Below are 16,002 nucleotides of genomic sequence, written 5' to 3'. Positions count from 1 at the left end.
TTTTGCAGAAGGATAGCAATTGATACCCAGCCTGTTTTAAATATTAGGGCTGGGTATTAATTTTCTTAAATTATCCCGAATAACTATGAGCCTGTTTAAATTTTTATAGCAATATTACATAGCATTTTGCTGTCACACTGAGGCATAATTTATTTTATAAATATCAATATTGATTTAACGAATTAATAGGCCGTGAAGAATCGTCATTGCGAGAAGGCTTTTTCAGCCAACGAAGCAATCTTACAACGATCGCTAACAGCGTGCGCTTTAAGATTATTCATTTTTGCAGTTGCTTCTAAAGGTATTCATGAGCTCACTTTGTTCGGTTATCTTCGTGCCTCGCAATGACGACCTCTTTTATAGACCTGTAAATGATAGAAGTTAGAATTTTCCCAATACATCGGAGGGTTGATCACAGATATACAAAGGGAGTCATTTCGACCGTAGTGGAGAAATCTTTTAACATAGTTCAAAGATCTCTCCATTTCGCTGCGCTACAGTCGAGATGACGACCATTCTATTGGTATCCATCAATGGTAACGAAATCGATTGCTTTTATTAAACTTTTAAACAGGCTCTATTTTAACATCTCATTTTCTATTGGCCCAAGGTAACTTGTGGGTAGTTTATCCCGGTAGATTATTATTTTTTCCAGCACCACTGCCGGATCAACCATCCATATTTTTACGGTATGCCTGCCGGGCACTTTAAAGAAATGTGAAGAAGTAAGCGTTCTTGCATTGTCCTTTACCGCATTTGCCCAACTTGCATCAGATCCAGAGGCACTAGGTTTAGCGATGATGGTCAGGATTTGAGGGGCTGCACCATCTACAGAAATCCCAACCCTTAACCCTTCCGGGGAGAAGTTTACAGTAGGCCCAACCACAAGATCAATTTTAACCTCACCGCTTTCAGAAAAGAAAACAGGATAGGTTAAAGTTGGGGTACCAGGTTTATCCAGCGAAGCTGAGGTAACCGGGAAAATCGCCATTCCTGCATCTCCCCTCCCATAACCGGGTATAGCTTCCCAGCTTACGCCATTCCTGCTTACCTTTTTACTCGCCTGAAAAGCCTCAAATGCAATTGGCGCACCTAAACTTGCAAAAGTTCCTTTTGCTTCAGCCAATTGCTTAGGTGTTGCCTTATTGGCTTCAACCTTTATCACCACCTGGGTTGAGTGATCTGATATTTGGATTTTACCTTGATGCTTTCCACCACTGAGTTTGGCCCAGTCAATATCCACCAGTACCCTGTAGTCATTTGTTCCGGGAATGCTTTCCTTTTTCAAAAGAATCCAGTTATCGGATTTTAAGTCGAAATTAATTGGAACAGATCCTTTTGCAAAAACTTCAAAGTAGGACTGAAATTTATTTAAAGATTCGAATCGCGGAAGCGTGGGCGCCGGAACGTTTGATGGCCAACTATCGGATGAACCATCAACTGCTACCCCGAAGACTGATTTTGAAGGTGCCTGGATTTCTTCTGTTTTGGGCATGATGTTTTTTCTTGGATCATTCCAGCTCGTATAACCAATCCTGACCTGATCCATCATATGATTCCACTTACCCCCTGCCATTTTAAGATTATATTCATCACTAAGCTGCTGATCCTGTTTAAAAAGATCAAGGGCAAGGTTACGCTGAAGGTTTGTGGCATCCCTTCCCTGCTTAAAATACAGCCTGTTTTTTCCTACAGCAATATATAAATCCGTCACCGTTTTCATCGCCTGGATTGGATAACGAACCAATTGATAGAACGCATCTTTATATTGTTGTGGCAACTTGTTATTCACCTGTTCTGCCCTGTCGCTTAATGCGCTCCATTCCATGGCAACGCGCTGCGCTTCACTGAAGTTTATCAGGCTAAAAGTTTCCGGGGCCAGGAGCTCAGGTTTGCGCCTGGTTGTATATTTGGAATACAGGCGCACCAAATCTGCAATTTCTTTCGCCTGGCCAGATCCAAATTCGCGCGTTGCCCACTGCAGCAGAAAACCTGACAGCTTTTCCCGGCTCATTGCTTTGGGGTTCCATGCCATCCGTAAAAAGAACTCTATCGGAATCTCCATTGGTTTTAGGTCACCAACATTTACTACCCAAATACGATCGGCGCCATAATTATAGGCCAGGTTCATCTGCTCCCAAACCTTTGGCAGGGAGGTAGTATTCAACCATTTATAATTTCTGGGCGCACCAACATAATCAAAATGATAATATATTCCGGATCCCCCGCTACGCTTTCGTTCCTGGAGTGTTGGTAAATGCCTTAAGTTCCCCCAGTTATCATCAGCCCATAACAGGGTAATGTCATCAGGAACTTTCATTCCGAAATCGTAATAGTCTTTTACCTCTTTATATAAAGCCCAGAGCTGTGGGATTTTTTCTACGGGCTTTTCCATGTTCTCAGAAAGAATTTTACGCTGGTCGGTTATTATATTTTCCAGCAGTTTAACATTGGATGCCATATCGCCTCCTTCAACCATTGGTTCGTCTCCATCTCCCCGCATCCCCATGGTTACCAGACTTTCGTAGTTTTTATTTCTTTTGATGCCTTCCTGCCAGAAAGCATTTAAACCCTTTGGGTTTGTGGCATAATTCCAGGCGCCAACCCCGTGTTTTTTCCATTCCTGTTGCGCGCGGATCATTGGTTCATGATGGGAAGTGCCCATCACAATGCCATATTCATCTGCTAAGCGTGGGTTTTCAGGATCATCTTCATTAAATGCATTACCCCACATGGCTGGCCAAAGGTAATTGGCCCTCAGGCGGAGCAGCAACTCAAACATATGGGTGTACATCTTACTGTTCATCCCGCCAAACTTTTCTTTGGCCCATCCCGTCATTGCCGGGGCTTCGTCATTAATAAATATTCCACGGTATTTCACTGCCGGTTCTCCTGAACTGTAACTTCCGGAAACAGCATAAGCGCTTTTCCGGGTTTTTGGCGGCACATCGGCCCACCAGTACCATGGAGATACGCCTAACTGTTCAGATAATTCATAGATACCGTATATTGTTCCCCGTTTATCGCTCCCCGCAATAACCAATGCCTGATCAACGCCAGGAAATGGGTTTTTGACGGTTGATATGATAAAACTCTCCCACTTGCCTGAAATGGTGGATTTACTCAACTTTCCGGAACTGATAAGCTGATCGATCAGTTTGTTTTTGCCCAGGGTTCCGATCAGAATAACATCTTTCTCAGAAGGCTTAACGCTTTTCAACTCCGGCTTTACGCCCGAAACGCTGAAAAAGTCACGACTTAAATCTCCAATTGCCCTTATAACGCCCTTATAATCATCCGTATCATAAAAAATATCCGCCGCTCTTCCTTTTTCTATCAGTGCAACATCTTCTTTATTACTTCTGGTATCATGAATAAATTGTTTTTCCAAACCCAAACTTGTCTGCGCTTTAGTGTAATCAATCCAAAAAGTGAAAAGGATAAGGAGCGCAAAGAAAATCTGGCTTTTTTTTAAAGAATTAACTTGCATTAGGGAATAAATTAGGTTTTGATGTATAGCTATTTGTTTCGGAGAGGTATTATAGATATGGAAGCAATGCCCGTTATTGGGATTTTTATTTTGGATAGCGCAAACCCGTAGGTTAGAATGCCTGAATGAAAAGATGAGTTAAGAAATCTTCCGGCTGCCAGAAAAGCCAGGCTTTTATAAAAAAGAATGAGCGGAATCAATTGACGCCGCCCATCTAACTAAACCAAAATATTTTTTTAATAACCAGGATTCTGGTAAGCCTTTTTTTCATCTGCACTCATCTGCATGCCATCTATTTGTGCCTGAGGTATAGGACGTAGATATAATGCTGGTGTGATGGTACGGGTTACTGTCTGTGGCGTGTGTTCGCCATAGTTGATTCCGGCAATTGTGTAGGTAGAAGAAAGCTCAGCCCATTTTTGAGTCCTGATCAGGTCATACCTGCGGTAGCCTTCTGCATAATATTCTCTTGAGCGTTCTGCCAAAATATAATTAATATCTATGGTAGCCGGAGTAGCCGCAACCATCGCTGCACTGTTATCCTGAACTTTAACAACGTTTCCATTGTTATCAAAACGCCATTTACCAGCTCTTGCACGAATTACGTTGATTAATTCTCTCGCACTTTTACCAGCTTTAGTTGTCGCTCCTTTTACCGCTGCTTCTGCTGCAACGAAGTAAAGTTCAGAAAATTTAGCTACCGGGAACGGGCGTGTACTGCCCGCATTTGGCTGTCCAAGTCCTGTACCATTGTCAGTGCGGTAAGGACCTAGTTTCCAAAGTCCGGGATAAACGATTCTGCTGATTCCTCCCGGAGCCACCACATAATCAGCTCTTCCAGGCAGAGTACCCGCTCCTATACCACTGATTCCAGCGGCCGTTGGGTAAGCGATTGCAGGATTATCTGTATCCAAAAAGGTTAAGACTGCATCTCCCGGCACAATTGACATGTTATTGGCATTCACCAATGATGCCGGCGCACTTGAAGGCGGATTATAACCCTTAGGCCAGTTACCTCTGTAAACAGTAGTGAAAGTACCATCATACCTTGAATCCAATGTTTTATCGGCAAAAGTATTTTTTAACACTTCAATTGTTGGTGCCATACGGTTCCATGGACGACCTAAATGCTGCTCTGCTTCGCGTTGAACGGAACTGATACCACTGCTACGAATATTCGTATAGTTCCAGGTCATCATCCAGCCGGCGAAATTATCAGGTGCACCACCACTTCCATTTGTCAAACTTCCACCATTAAATTTCTCGCTTGTCTGCGTATGATCAGCATACAATAACGTTTCTTTATTACGGTCATTCACTGCCCAATTCACATCATAATAGGTATCCATTAGTCCAAATGCACCTGGATTTTCAATTGCAGTAGTAGCAACATCGTAAGCCTGCTGGAAATACCAGTTCGCATCGTGCCCATCCGGATCGGTTCTTGCAGACGCCGGATAAGTTGGAATATTGTTAGGGTTTTGTAACCACCAGCCATACGTTAAATAGGCTTTTGATAAAAATAACTGCGCAACTACCTTGGTTACTCCGCCGGTAACTCTTCCTGTCGTAGGCAGGTCGGCTATTGCTTTAACAAGATCCGGGAAAACCGCCTTTGTATAAACCGCAGGAACTGTATTTCTTACAGAAGTTCTTGATGGATTGGTATTGAATTTCAATTCCCCGGCGCCTAAATCAAGCGGAACACCGCCGAAAGTTTGCACCAAAAGAAAATAATCAAAAGCACGGAAAAATCTTGCTTCAGCTACCAGCGAATTTGAAACACCGGCAGCAGCAGCATTTTCGATGATGCCACTGGCATTGTTAATGTTTGGAAATGCCTCGCTCCACAATACACTGCTCGGATAACTCGTTGATAAAATAGATCCTACTCCAGAGCAGTCCATGTCTTTGAAGTTTCCATCAGCGTCTTTGCCCCAGGTGGCTTCATCGGTACCGGTGATTAAAGAATTATAGAAATACGACTGGCCATACATGTTTCGTAAATGTGCATACATGCCGGTTAATGCTCCGTTTACCCCTGTCGCGGTCTTTAAATAGTCAGGTGTAAAGATGCTCCTCGGTTCTTCATCCAGGATTTTAGAACAGCCTGAAGAAATGACCATCAGTAACCAAATACCCAGAATGGCTTTTATTTGTATATTTTTCATATTCAAATGATGTTAAAATGTTAAGTTTAGACCTGCAACATAATTCCGCGTCGAAGGTGTGTTTGTTCCAATAGTTAAGATTCGTCTCTGGTAAGAGCTTACCGCCTGGTTTTCATCTCCAAATGAATTGGTTTCCGGATCCATACCTGACTCGTCATGGTAAGGTGAGAACATGACAAACGGATTTTGCACCGTAAAATACATGCGGAGCTTTACATTGGAATTTTTAATTAAATCCCTGTTAAAATCATAACCAAGCGATATGGTTCTTATTTTCAGGAATGAAGCGTCAAAAAAGCCCAGTGTGCTTCCGTACTTAGGGTTATCACCGCTGGCAATACCACCTGGTTTAGGATACTTTGCATCTGTATTTTCAGGTGTCCAGTAATCTACCTTAACATTATTTCTACGACCTGTTAACAAATTAAGGTAACCCGCCGAACTATATAATGTACTTACTAAAGTTCCGCCGCTTTTGAAAAGACCAACAACATTCAGATCAAATCCTTTGTAAGCAACCCTGGTATTGAAACCACCAGTAAATTTAGGATCAATATCAATAATTTGCCTGTCTGCAGCTCCGATAGCCCTGGTCGGAACGCCATTTGCATCGTAATCTCCGGTATATTTAACTTTGATCATACCAACATTACCGCCTGGTTCCAACACATTTAAATATGGGTCTCCTGCCTGCCATAATCCAACTTTTTCGTAGTCATATATCGCATTAATATTATGGCCTACAAACCATGCATTTCCTTCATCACGAGTTTGTCCGGAAGCTAACGCTGTAAGTTTGTTTCTGTTTGCAGAAATATTGAATCCTAAATCCCAGGTCCAGCCACCCTGATTTTCAAGAATGACACCATTAAGGCTTAATTCCCATCCTTTATTCTGGGTTTGGCCAATATTAGCAGTGTAGCCGCCTACTCCCGCTGTAGAAGGTAGTCCAAGATTAAGTAAGATATCTTTGGTTTTGGTATCATAGTATTCAAAGGTACCTGAAATCCGGTTTTTCAAAATTGAAAAATCTAAGCCATAATTCCAGGTTTCAGAGTATTCCCATCCCAAACCCGGGCTTGGAAGCTGAGATAAATAATAACCGGTTGAATAGGCGTTGTTACCAAAATTATATGGACGGGGACTTAACAAACCAAGTGTTTGATATGGATTAACCGCCTGATTGGAAGTCTGACCGTAACCTACACGGATTTTTAATTTATCGATGGCCGTTATACCTTTCATGAAAGATTCATTCATCATATTCCATCCCACAGAAACGGCTGGATAAGTATGCCATTTATATCCTGGCGCCAAACGCGAGGATCCATCCGAGCGAAGTGTTGCACTCAATAAGAACCTGTTATCATAAGAATACATAATCCTTCCCATGTAGGAAACAAGACCTGTAAGGCTATATTGTCCATTGCCAATCGTTAACTCTCCGTTTGCCTGTCCAAGATTATAAAACTGGAAGGCATCAGAAGGAATATCTCTGGCAGTCATGGAAGAAGAATTGAATTTATTTTGTTCTGCTGAATATAAAGCAACAGCATTGAAACTGTGTTTTCCAAAACTGCGGTCATAGGTAATTAAATTCTCAAGCGTCCAGTGATAGGTTTGTGAATTACTTACCCCTGCTGTTGAAGGCGTAGTGGCTGTGGTACTGCCCACTCCAACACCGGTGAAGTTACCATTGTTACTTTGGATAAAATCCAGACCAAGATTTGCACGGTATTTTAATCCTTCAACGCCGGGAATTTTCACCTCTCCATAAAATGAATTGTAGGTGGCAAAACCACGGGTATCATTCAACCACTGGTCACGTAAATTCTTAACAATTCCATTGGTAAAAACATAGGCTTCATCCTGCGGACTTCTGACAGTCCTTTTTAAACTTCCATCAGTATTATAAGGATTTGAAATAGGAGTATTAGCCAGGTTGCCGTAAATTCCAACCTGATTGCCTTCACTAATATTGTAATTGTTATTTGTAGTAAATCCAAGGCGGAAAAGCTTTCCTATTTGCTGATCAAGAGATGCTTTCATTGAATACCTCGTATACTGCTGGGTAGGAATTAAACTCTGGTTTTTATAATAACCACCACCAAAACTATAGTTACTGGTTGCTGAACCTCCGGTTACACCCAAATCATGACTGGTCATAATGGCACTTTTGTTATAAAACAAGTCTTGCCAGTCGGTATTTACATCATTGGCTTCATCTACGCCAAGGGTGGTGAATTTTCCTGATGCTTTTCTCAGTGCAACTAATTCCGGTCCATCCATCATCGGGTATTTTGCAAACAAGGTTTGCAAACCTGTATAGGTGTTGTATGAAACTTTAGCGGGCGCTCCAACCTGGCCCCTGTTGGTGGTCAATAGAATTACGCCATTGGCACCCCTCGAGCCATAAATGGCAGTTGCAGAGGCATCTTTTAAGATATCAATACTTTTAATATCGTTAGGGTTGATATCGCCAATAGAGCCGGGAAATGGAATTCCATCCAATACCACAAGCGGTTCGTTACTTGCAGAAAGTGAACGCTGACCGCGAATGAGGATTTGCATGGTTGCACCTGGTTTGGTTGAAGTTTGGGAAATGTTAACCCCCGCTAACCTGCCCTGAATGGCCTGAGCGATGTTAGGTGCCGGTACTTCACGAATTTTTTCTCCGGCAATTGACGCCACAGAACCTGTTACAGCTTCTTTACGTTGAGTACCATAACCTACAACCACAACCTGGGCAAGCTCTGCTGCGCTTGGTTGAAGGGTAACATTTATCGTGCTCTGATCTTTCACCGGAATCTCTTTGCTGGTATAACCAACGTAAGAGAATACTAAAACCGGGTTTGCCCCAGTAGTGGTAATAGAAAAACTTCCATTATCCTGGGATGAGGTACTGGTATTAGTTCCTTTTAAAAGGACACCTACTCCAGGCATTGCCTTACCTTGTTCATCAACAACTTTACCTTTTACCACAGTTTGTGCCTGCGCAATAAACGCTGAAAATACCAGCGCCGTTAGCAGCATAACTTTGGGTAAGCACCTGAAAAATTTCAAGCGCGATGTTACATAAGTTTGTAAAATTTCACTTCTCATATAAAATGGTTTATAAATGGTTAAAAATGAATAGAAAAAAAATACAGTGTCAATTGGAAAATCAGCCAGCGAATAGTTAAATCACAAGCTATAAAAAACTGACTGTAAATTTCAAATCCAATTCATTATTGTTGTGATAAAGGTATTTACATTGATAAACGCCTCCTGATTTAATTGTGCATATTAGTAGTATAAATGTTCAAACCACAATGTTTAGCTTGCTCTTCGGGAACAGGAAAATCAGCCTAAAAAACAAGGCAATTAAGTGACCAACCGTGCAGTAAAAAATAACAAGCGGTGAGACTAAAAATTTAAAATCAAACTAAGAAACGGCTCTAAACACCAATTAAGAGCCATTCGAATGAAAAAATCGATAATACAAGAACAGTTATACTTCTCCAAATTTTCGCAAATAAGACCTGTGAAATTGACTTATTAAGAGGTAGTAAATAGGTAAAAAAGAGCCAGAATTTCAATTTATGCAATCGGTTGAATTTTTTTTATTTTATTTAACACAAGCTGTCCATATTGTAGATCCGGTTAAACAAAAAATAGGGAGAAGTCTCCAATTTTACTGTTCTTTTTATGGCTAAAAATAGCAGCAATTACAATCAAAGGCAAGCTTGTCCAAGGTTTCGATGCAGAAGTTTTTAAGTACACATTAACTACCTCGATTGATCAACTTCTGCTTCAAAAGGGGAAGCCGGTAAATTGGCTTTGTTATATAAATTTGCACGATCGGGATTATCTGCCCAGGCATAACGGATAAAGACAGGCTTTACAACCAAAGGGCTTGAGAGCACAACAGCATCTCTCACTATCCTGGCCTGTGCCCAATAAAAAACCTTATCCTCACCCGCAAGAGCGAAACCGGTCAGTTTATCAGCTCCTTTAATCATTAACCCGGGCTTGCTATGGTCAAAATTTATGGTTACTTCAGATCCACTTAAATGATTTGATTTATAAATAGGTCCTGAATAAATAATCTCCTGATCATGGTAAGCTAAATGTGAGGCCCATAGCGCCAAACGTTCTCCTACGTCTTTTTTATCCAGCGGATGAATATCATTCCATTCACCAGCATCAATAGCCACAGCCATTCCTGTGTTTGGTACTGAAAGTGCCTGCAGCTGGCTTTGCCTGAACTGTGCCCAATTACTTTCTTCAGGCAAATAGCTGGCTTCCATAAAATTAGGCAACTGTGCATAAATAAACGGCAGATCTCCCTGCTTCCATTTATTGCGCCAGTCTTTTATCAGCGCTGGTAACAATTGCCCGTATGCTTTCGGATCTCCGGTATTCGATTCACCCTGGTACCAGACAAAACCTTTTATTGCAAACCGTACAGCGGGCGAAACCATGGTATTAAATAATCCAGTTGGTTCATTCTGCGCAACTAACGGCATTTCGGTTTCACTACGGAAAGCCTGGTTTTGCTTTGGCTGAGCATAACCTACTTCAAAACTCCATTCCCCACGTAAGTCTATTTTCCTTTCCGGAGTTAACAAGGAATAGTTTTTATCTGGCACAAAGCCCCCTTTACCGCTACTACTCACAACTTTAACGATCAGGATGTTTTTTCCGCTTTTCAACAGCCCGGCAGGAATAACATACCTGCGTGGAGGATATTGATAGGTAGTGTTGCCAATAAATTTACCATTAAGGAACACAGAATCTGCATCGATGATGCGGCCAAGGTAAAGCTTAGCCTGCTGTCCGCTCATTTCTGCTGGGATTTGCAATTCTTTTCTGAAATAAAATATCCCGTTGAAGTTCCGGAGCCCCTGATCAGCCCAATAACCCGGCATCCAAAATTTTCGCCAGCCGCTGGCATTAAAATCCGGATCGATCCATTTTACCGGACCCAAAAGACCTTCATCAACTACAGGAACTGTTGTAGGCCTTGCTAAGTTCTTCTCTTTAAGCCTTTTTTGATAATTGGCCATAAATGCCGAATCCCTGAAATTGTTTATTTTTTTCGTCTGTGCCGGATTCGTCAAAAATGCATCACGACTCATCCAGGCTTCAATCGGGGTACCTCCAACGCTTGAATTGATGATGCCTATTGGAATGTTATATTTTTGAAAGAGCGTTTTTGCAAAAAAATAACTTGTTCCTCCGAAACTTAATATCCCTGCACCAGTAGCCGGAACCCATTTGCCCGGAGGAAGATCGATCGATTCTCCAGACAGGTTTGATTTGGTTGGAACGAAAAAGTTTCTGATCAAAGGAAAATGATCCTTTTCAATCACCTGCGGATAAGCTTCCTTTAACCGCTCCATTGGCAGGGCCATATTGGATTGACCTGAACAAAACCACACATCTCCGAGCATAATATCATCAAGGATAATTGTATTTTCACCCTTAACAACCATCTTAAAAGGGCCGCCGGCTTTCATCTTGTTCATTTTTACTGACCATGAGCCTTGTTCATCGGTGGTAGCCTTATACGTTTTTCCGTTAAAACTGATGGTTATTTTTTCTTTTGCTGCCGCCCAGCCCCATATCGTTAAGGAAGTTTCGCGCTGAAGCACCATATGGCTGGATACCAACTGTGGTAAGGTAACCTTGCCAGAAACCGAAAAACTGAAAACCAGTAGCCAGGTGAAGCAGCATAAAATTAATTTTGTTCTCATAATGTTAGGTTAGACAAAGTTTTCTGTCTGATCTCTTAAGCCCATTTTCAGCATTTCTATTTACATATGATAAACATGCAGGATGTTATCTATCATGATGCAAATACATTTTATCAATTCAAAATTATCCAACAGTACTGATCTTTTCCTGATCGTTTGAATATAATGCTGCGATTAATGTTCAATTACTCCAGTTCTCTTTACTTCGTTTTCCCCTTAATGTGTTCCAGGATTTACCATCAGGCAGGATTATCTTGTTTACGGTGCAGATTTAAATATTCTGAAGGTTGCATTCCGAATTTTAACTTAAATGATTTGGCAAAATAATTGGGTGTTGCAAAGCCTACCAGATAGGCAATCTGAGAAATGTTCAAATCACTTTTAACTAATAAGGCAGCTGCTTTATCAAGTTTAACCGAACGTATATATTCAACAGGCGAAAGGCCGGTTAGTTCAAGAACTTTATGATAAAGCGAGCCCCGGCTCATCCCTACATTTTTACTTAAATCCTCAACAGACAATTGTGAATTATTGATATTATCTTCAATATACTTCAGAATATTCTTGAGTAACTTATCACCGTGGGATTCAACTAAAATTTCTGCTGTCTCCATTTTGATCTGTTTGGTATAAGTGTTTTTCAGGGTCCGGTTGAGAACTAAAAGGTTTTTGATTTTAACATTGAGGATATCGATATTAAAGGGCTTGGTGAGGTAGTCATTAGCCCCGATTTCGAGCCCGGTTAATTGTTCCTGTTCGCCGGTGAGCGCGGTTAATAGAATAACCGGAATATGTTTTGTCCTTTTATCTTCTTTTATTTTTTTGCACAGTTCAATCCCCGTCATATTTGGCATACTAATATCGCTAACGATGAGTTCAGGGTGGTTTGCCAATGTTTTTTGCCAGCCCTCTTTACCGTCAGCCGCTTCCACAATACGGTAATTGGACTTCAAATTATCCCGAAGGTATTCCCTGAGGTCCTGATTATCTTCTACCAGAAGAATGGTATGGATTTCTGCATCTGTTTCGCTCAGTGCTTTATCAGAAGTTTCCTCCTGAAGTTCAAATGGTATTTCCGGACTGGAAAAATCCAGATTAAGCTTTTCGATATGGTCTAGCAGCGGCAAAGGCAGAGCGATTTTGAAATGTGTACCTTTTCCAACTTCGCTTTGCAAATCAATAGTTCCTCCCTGGATTTTGACAAATTCTTTAATGATGGAGAGCCCAATCCCACTTCCCTGGTTGAGAATGGAAACTTCGGTATCGGCCTGAAAAAACCTTTCAAATACTTTCTGCTGTTCTTCCTCGCTAATTCCAATTCCGGTATCGCTAACGGTAATTAAAACAGCTTCTCCCAGTTCATTGTGCTGATTTTTTTTCAAATCAACGGTAATAGTACCGCCTGATGGTGTAAATTTAAAGGCATTGGAAAGCAGGTTAAATAAAACACGTTCCAGTTTGTCGTGGTCAAATTCAGTTGGATAGCTATCAAACTGGGTTTGAAAAGAAAGGCTTATAGATTTACGTTCGCTTAAATCGTTGAAAGATTCTATTACATCAGCGATAAAGGAAACCAGCTCACCTTTCTTATTATTTATCTTGAGTTCATTTTCTTCAATTTTACGAAAATCAAGGATTTGATTCACCAGGTTGAGCAAGCGACGGGCATTTCGCTTCACTATTTTAAGAGAAGCGTTTTTAGCATCTCCCTCCTCTTCAGAAATGAGCTTCTCCACCGGCCCCATGATCAGTGATAGCGGCGTACGAAACTCATGGCTGAGGTTGGTGAGAAATTTAATCTTTAACGAATCCAGTTCATGCAGCCGCTCTGCCTCTTTTCTATCCTGCAAAATCTGCTGCTCAATTTTTGTTTTCTCCTGAACCAGTGCAAACTTTCTCTCCAGGTTTTTGATACCCTGGTGACGAATGTAAAGCAAAGTACCGGCAATAACGAGCAGGTAAAGAGCATAAGCATATATGGTTCGCCACCACGGTGGATGAACAATTATTTTTATCGAAGACTCCGTCGTATTCCATACACCGTCATTGTTACTCGCCCGCACATGGAAAATATATTCTCCAGGATCGAGATTGGTATAGGAAACTGTTTTAGTAGTACCCGCATCAATCCATTCTTTATTAAAGCCTTCGAGTTTGTAACTGTAACGGTTTTGTTCTGGTGCAGTATAATTTACACTCACAAAACTCAGTGAAAAATTTTGCTTGTAATCCAGGTCAATTCTTTTTGCAACAGAAATATGTTCGGTTATCGGCCCTTCATCGCTGGCCTCGATGGTACTGTTGGAAATCTTTAACTCGGTAAAAAGAACCGGGGGTACATTTTGAATTTTTCTGAATCCGGCCGGATTGAAGTAATTCATTCCTTCTGCCCCACCAAAGAATATTTCACCGTCTTTACATTTCAGCGCTGCTCCCCTGATAAAGTTATTGTTCTGCACCCCATTGTATACGCCATAGTTGCTAAATTTTCGGGTTTTAGGATCAAACCGGCTGATTCCTTTGTTAGTACTTAACCAGAGATTATGATTGTCATCTTCCACGATGGCGTCGACAACAGCACTTGCCAACCCCTCACGCTCGGCAAAATTTATAAATTTACCTGATTTTTGATCCAGTAAATTCAAGCCACCACCTGCAGTTCCGATCCAGATTCGCCCTTTCGAATCTTCAAGAAAAGCCTGCGCAATATCACCATGAAGGCCTGAATTTAGCTCGTCATAGTGTTTAATAATGGTTTTATCCGCATTAATCATGGCCACGCCTGAACCATGAGAACCTATCCATACGTTTGCAAACCGGTCTTCTTTAATAAAACGTATATAATTATTAAGCGGAAGTTTGCGGTCTATGGGTGACTTAACTTTGTTTGTGTATCTCAAAACGACCTTATGATCAGCATCCATAACATTGATCCCACCACCATTGGTACCCACCCATATCAACCCACTTTTATCCTGGTTGATGCAAAACACATCGTCTGAATTAAGACCAGAATCTTTATTTGTTTTCCTGATAGAGGTCGCTTTGGTTAACGTTGAATCCAGAACAATCAGGCCATAGCTAAAGGTACCCACATAAAGTTTCTTAGCTGAACTGACAAACAAAGACATGAGGGGTACCGGTGATTGCAGACCAAGTTTCTTCAGGTCTACTTTGTGGAACAGGGCCGTATTTCTGTTGAAGATACTCAAGCCACCACCTTCGGTAGCTACATATATATTGTTGTTATTTTTAGTTGCAAATGAAGTTACCACGGGGGCATCTAAACCATATACATCGAAAACATTGCTTCGGATCAGGTTGAAAAGGTTGAGGTTACTATCAAACTTATTAATCCCCTCCCGGTATAAGCCCAGCCAGTATATTCCTTGCTTATCTATATACACATATTTTACACTGGTTCCGCGGAGACTGTAAGAGTTGCGTGGATTTGGCCGGTATACCGTTACTTTTTTGGTACGGAGATCAAAAACGTTAAGTCCATCTTCGGTGCCGAGCCATAACTGACCATTTTTTGATAAGGCTATACTTTGAACAACATTGCTGCTCAGCGAGTTGGGATCCCCCGGAATATGCTTGTAATTCACAAACCCCATACCATCCGGTTTAAGCATACTCAGGCCAGAGGTAGTGCCGATCCAGATATTTCCACTATCATCTTCAGCTAAAGACTTCACCATTGTTCCTGCCAGGTGCACGGGTTTATCGGCTGCAGATCCTATTCTGGTAAAAGAAGAGTTTTTTCGGTTAAAAAGGAATAATCCGTCCTCCGTTCCCACCCACATCCTGTGCTTGCTGTCTTCCATCAGGATGTTGATCATTACTGGCGGAAGTTTCCCAAACTGGGCGGCGGCTGTTGGAAACTTGGAAACCTTTTTAGTGTCCGGATCAAAAACATCGAGCCCCGTAAAGGTAGCCACCCATATTTTACCTAAATAATCACTGGTGATATACCTGATCAGGCTGTGACTGAATCCTGTTGGGGTATTTGAAGCAGGATAGTTGATGAAAGCGTTTTTCCTTCTGTCAAAAAGCGCAAGCGAACCTCCACTCGTACCAATCCAAAGATTTCCCCGCCGGTCTTCATGAATTGATTTAACCTCGTTTGCCTGAATACTCGAAGAATCGTTTGCCTGGTGTTTATAGGTTGTAAAGTTAGTGCCATCAAATTTATTTAATCCGTCTTCGGTACCAAACCACATCAAGCCATATTTGTCTTTAAAAATTACGGTTACATTATTAGAAGATAAGCCGTTTTTAGAGGTGAGCGAGGTGAAACGCAATTCAGGCTGCTGCGTTTTAGGCTGTGCAATGGCATTTACAGCGCTAAAAAGCACGTATATAAATAAAACTAATGATTGATATGCAGACCCTTTGGGCATAATTAGTATTTTGCTGTATTAATAAAATTTTAACTTCAAAGGCACTGAATGCCTGCAAAATGAGCTAAAATCTGATGAAGAGTCAAAATTATTTGGATACATGATCTATTTGGTTTAGTGGCGGTAAGATAAAAAAACTAATTTAGTTCATCGCAACATAATAGCTTGAATGGTACATTTTCTTCATTATTTATTTATAT

At 41.3% G+C, this 16,002-nt stretch carries 5 protein-coding genes; all 5 read right to left on the bottom strand.

The window, feature by feature from the left end; genetic code table 11:
- Positions 1 to 577: 577 nt before the first annotated feature.
- The 5 genes from KYH19_RS01090 to KYH19_RS01070 all read right to left on the bottom strand — a co-directional run bounded on the left by KYH19_RS01090 (position 578) and on the right by KYH19_RS01070 (position 15,802).
- On the bottom strand, positions 578 to 3,490 hold the full coding sequence (locus KYH19_RS01090) for a glycosyl hydrolase 115 family protein (protein WP_219077248.1): 2,913 nt from the start codon (positions 3,488 to 3,490) through the stop codon (positions 578 to 580).
- A 236-nt stretch (positions 3,491 to 3,726) separates the two neighbouring features.
- A complete protein-coding gene (locus KYH19_RS01085; RefSeq protein WP_219077247.1) occupies positions 3,727 to 5,661 on the bottom strand; it encodes a RagB/SusD family nutrient uptake outer membrane protein in 1,935 nt (644 codons plus the stop codon).
- 12 nt (positions 5,662 to 5,673) lie between these two features.
- A complete protein-coding gene (locus KYH19_RS01080) occupies positions 5,674 to 8,763 on the bottom strand; it encodes a TonB-dependent receptor (RefSeq protein ID WP_219077246.1) in 3,090 nt (1,029 codons plus the stop codon).
- Between the two features lie 665 nt (positions 8,764 to 9,428).
- Positions 9,429 to 11,399, bottom strand: a complete 1,971-nt coding sequence (locus tag KYH19_RS01075) for a sialate O-acetylesterase (RefSeq protein ID WP_219077245.1) — start codon at positions 11,397 to 11,399, stop codon at positions 9,429 to 9,431.
- 239 nt (positions 11,400 to 11,638) lie between these two features.
- On the bottom strand, positions 11,639 to 15,802 hold the full coding sequence (locus KYH19_RS01070) for a two-component regulator propeller domain-containing protein (RefSeq protein ID WP_219077244.1): 4,164 nt from the start codon (positions 15,800 to 15,802) through the stop codon (positions 11,639 to 11,641).
- Positions 15,803 to 16,002 lie beyond the last annotated feature (200 nt).

Origin of the sequence: Pedobacter sp. D749 (assembly GCF_019317285.1) — a bacterium.
GTDB lineage: Bacteria > Bacteroidota > Bacteroidia > Sphingobacteriales > Sphingobacteriaceae > Pedobacter.
The sequence above is the reverse complement of the archived record's forward strand: the minus strand, read 5'-3'. Positions and strand labels throughout refer to the sequence as shown.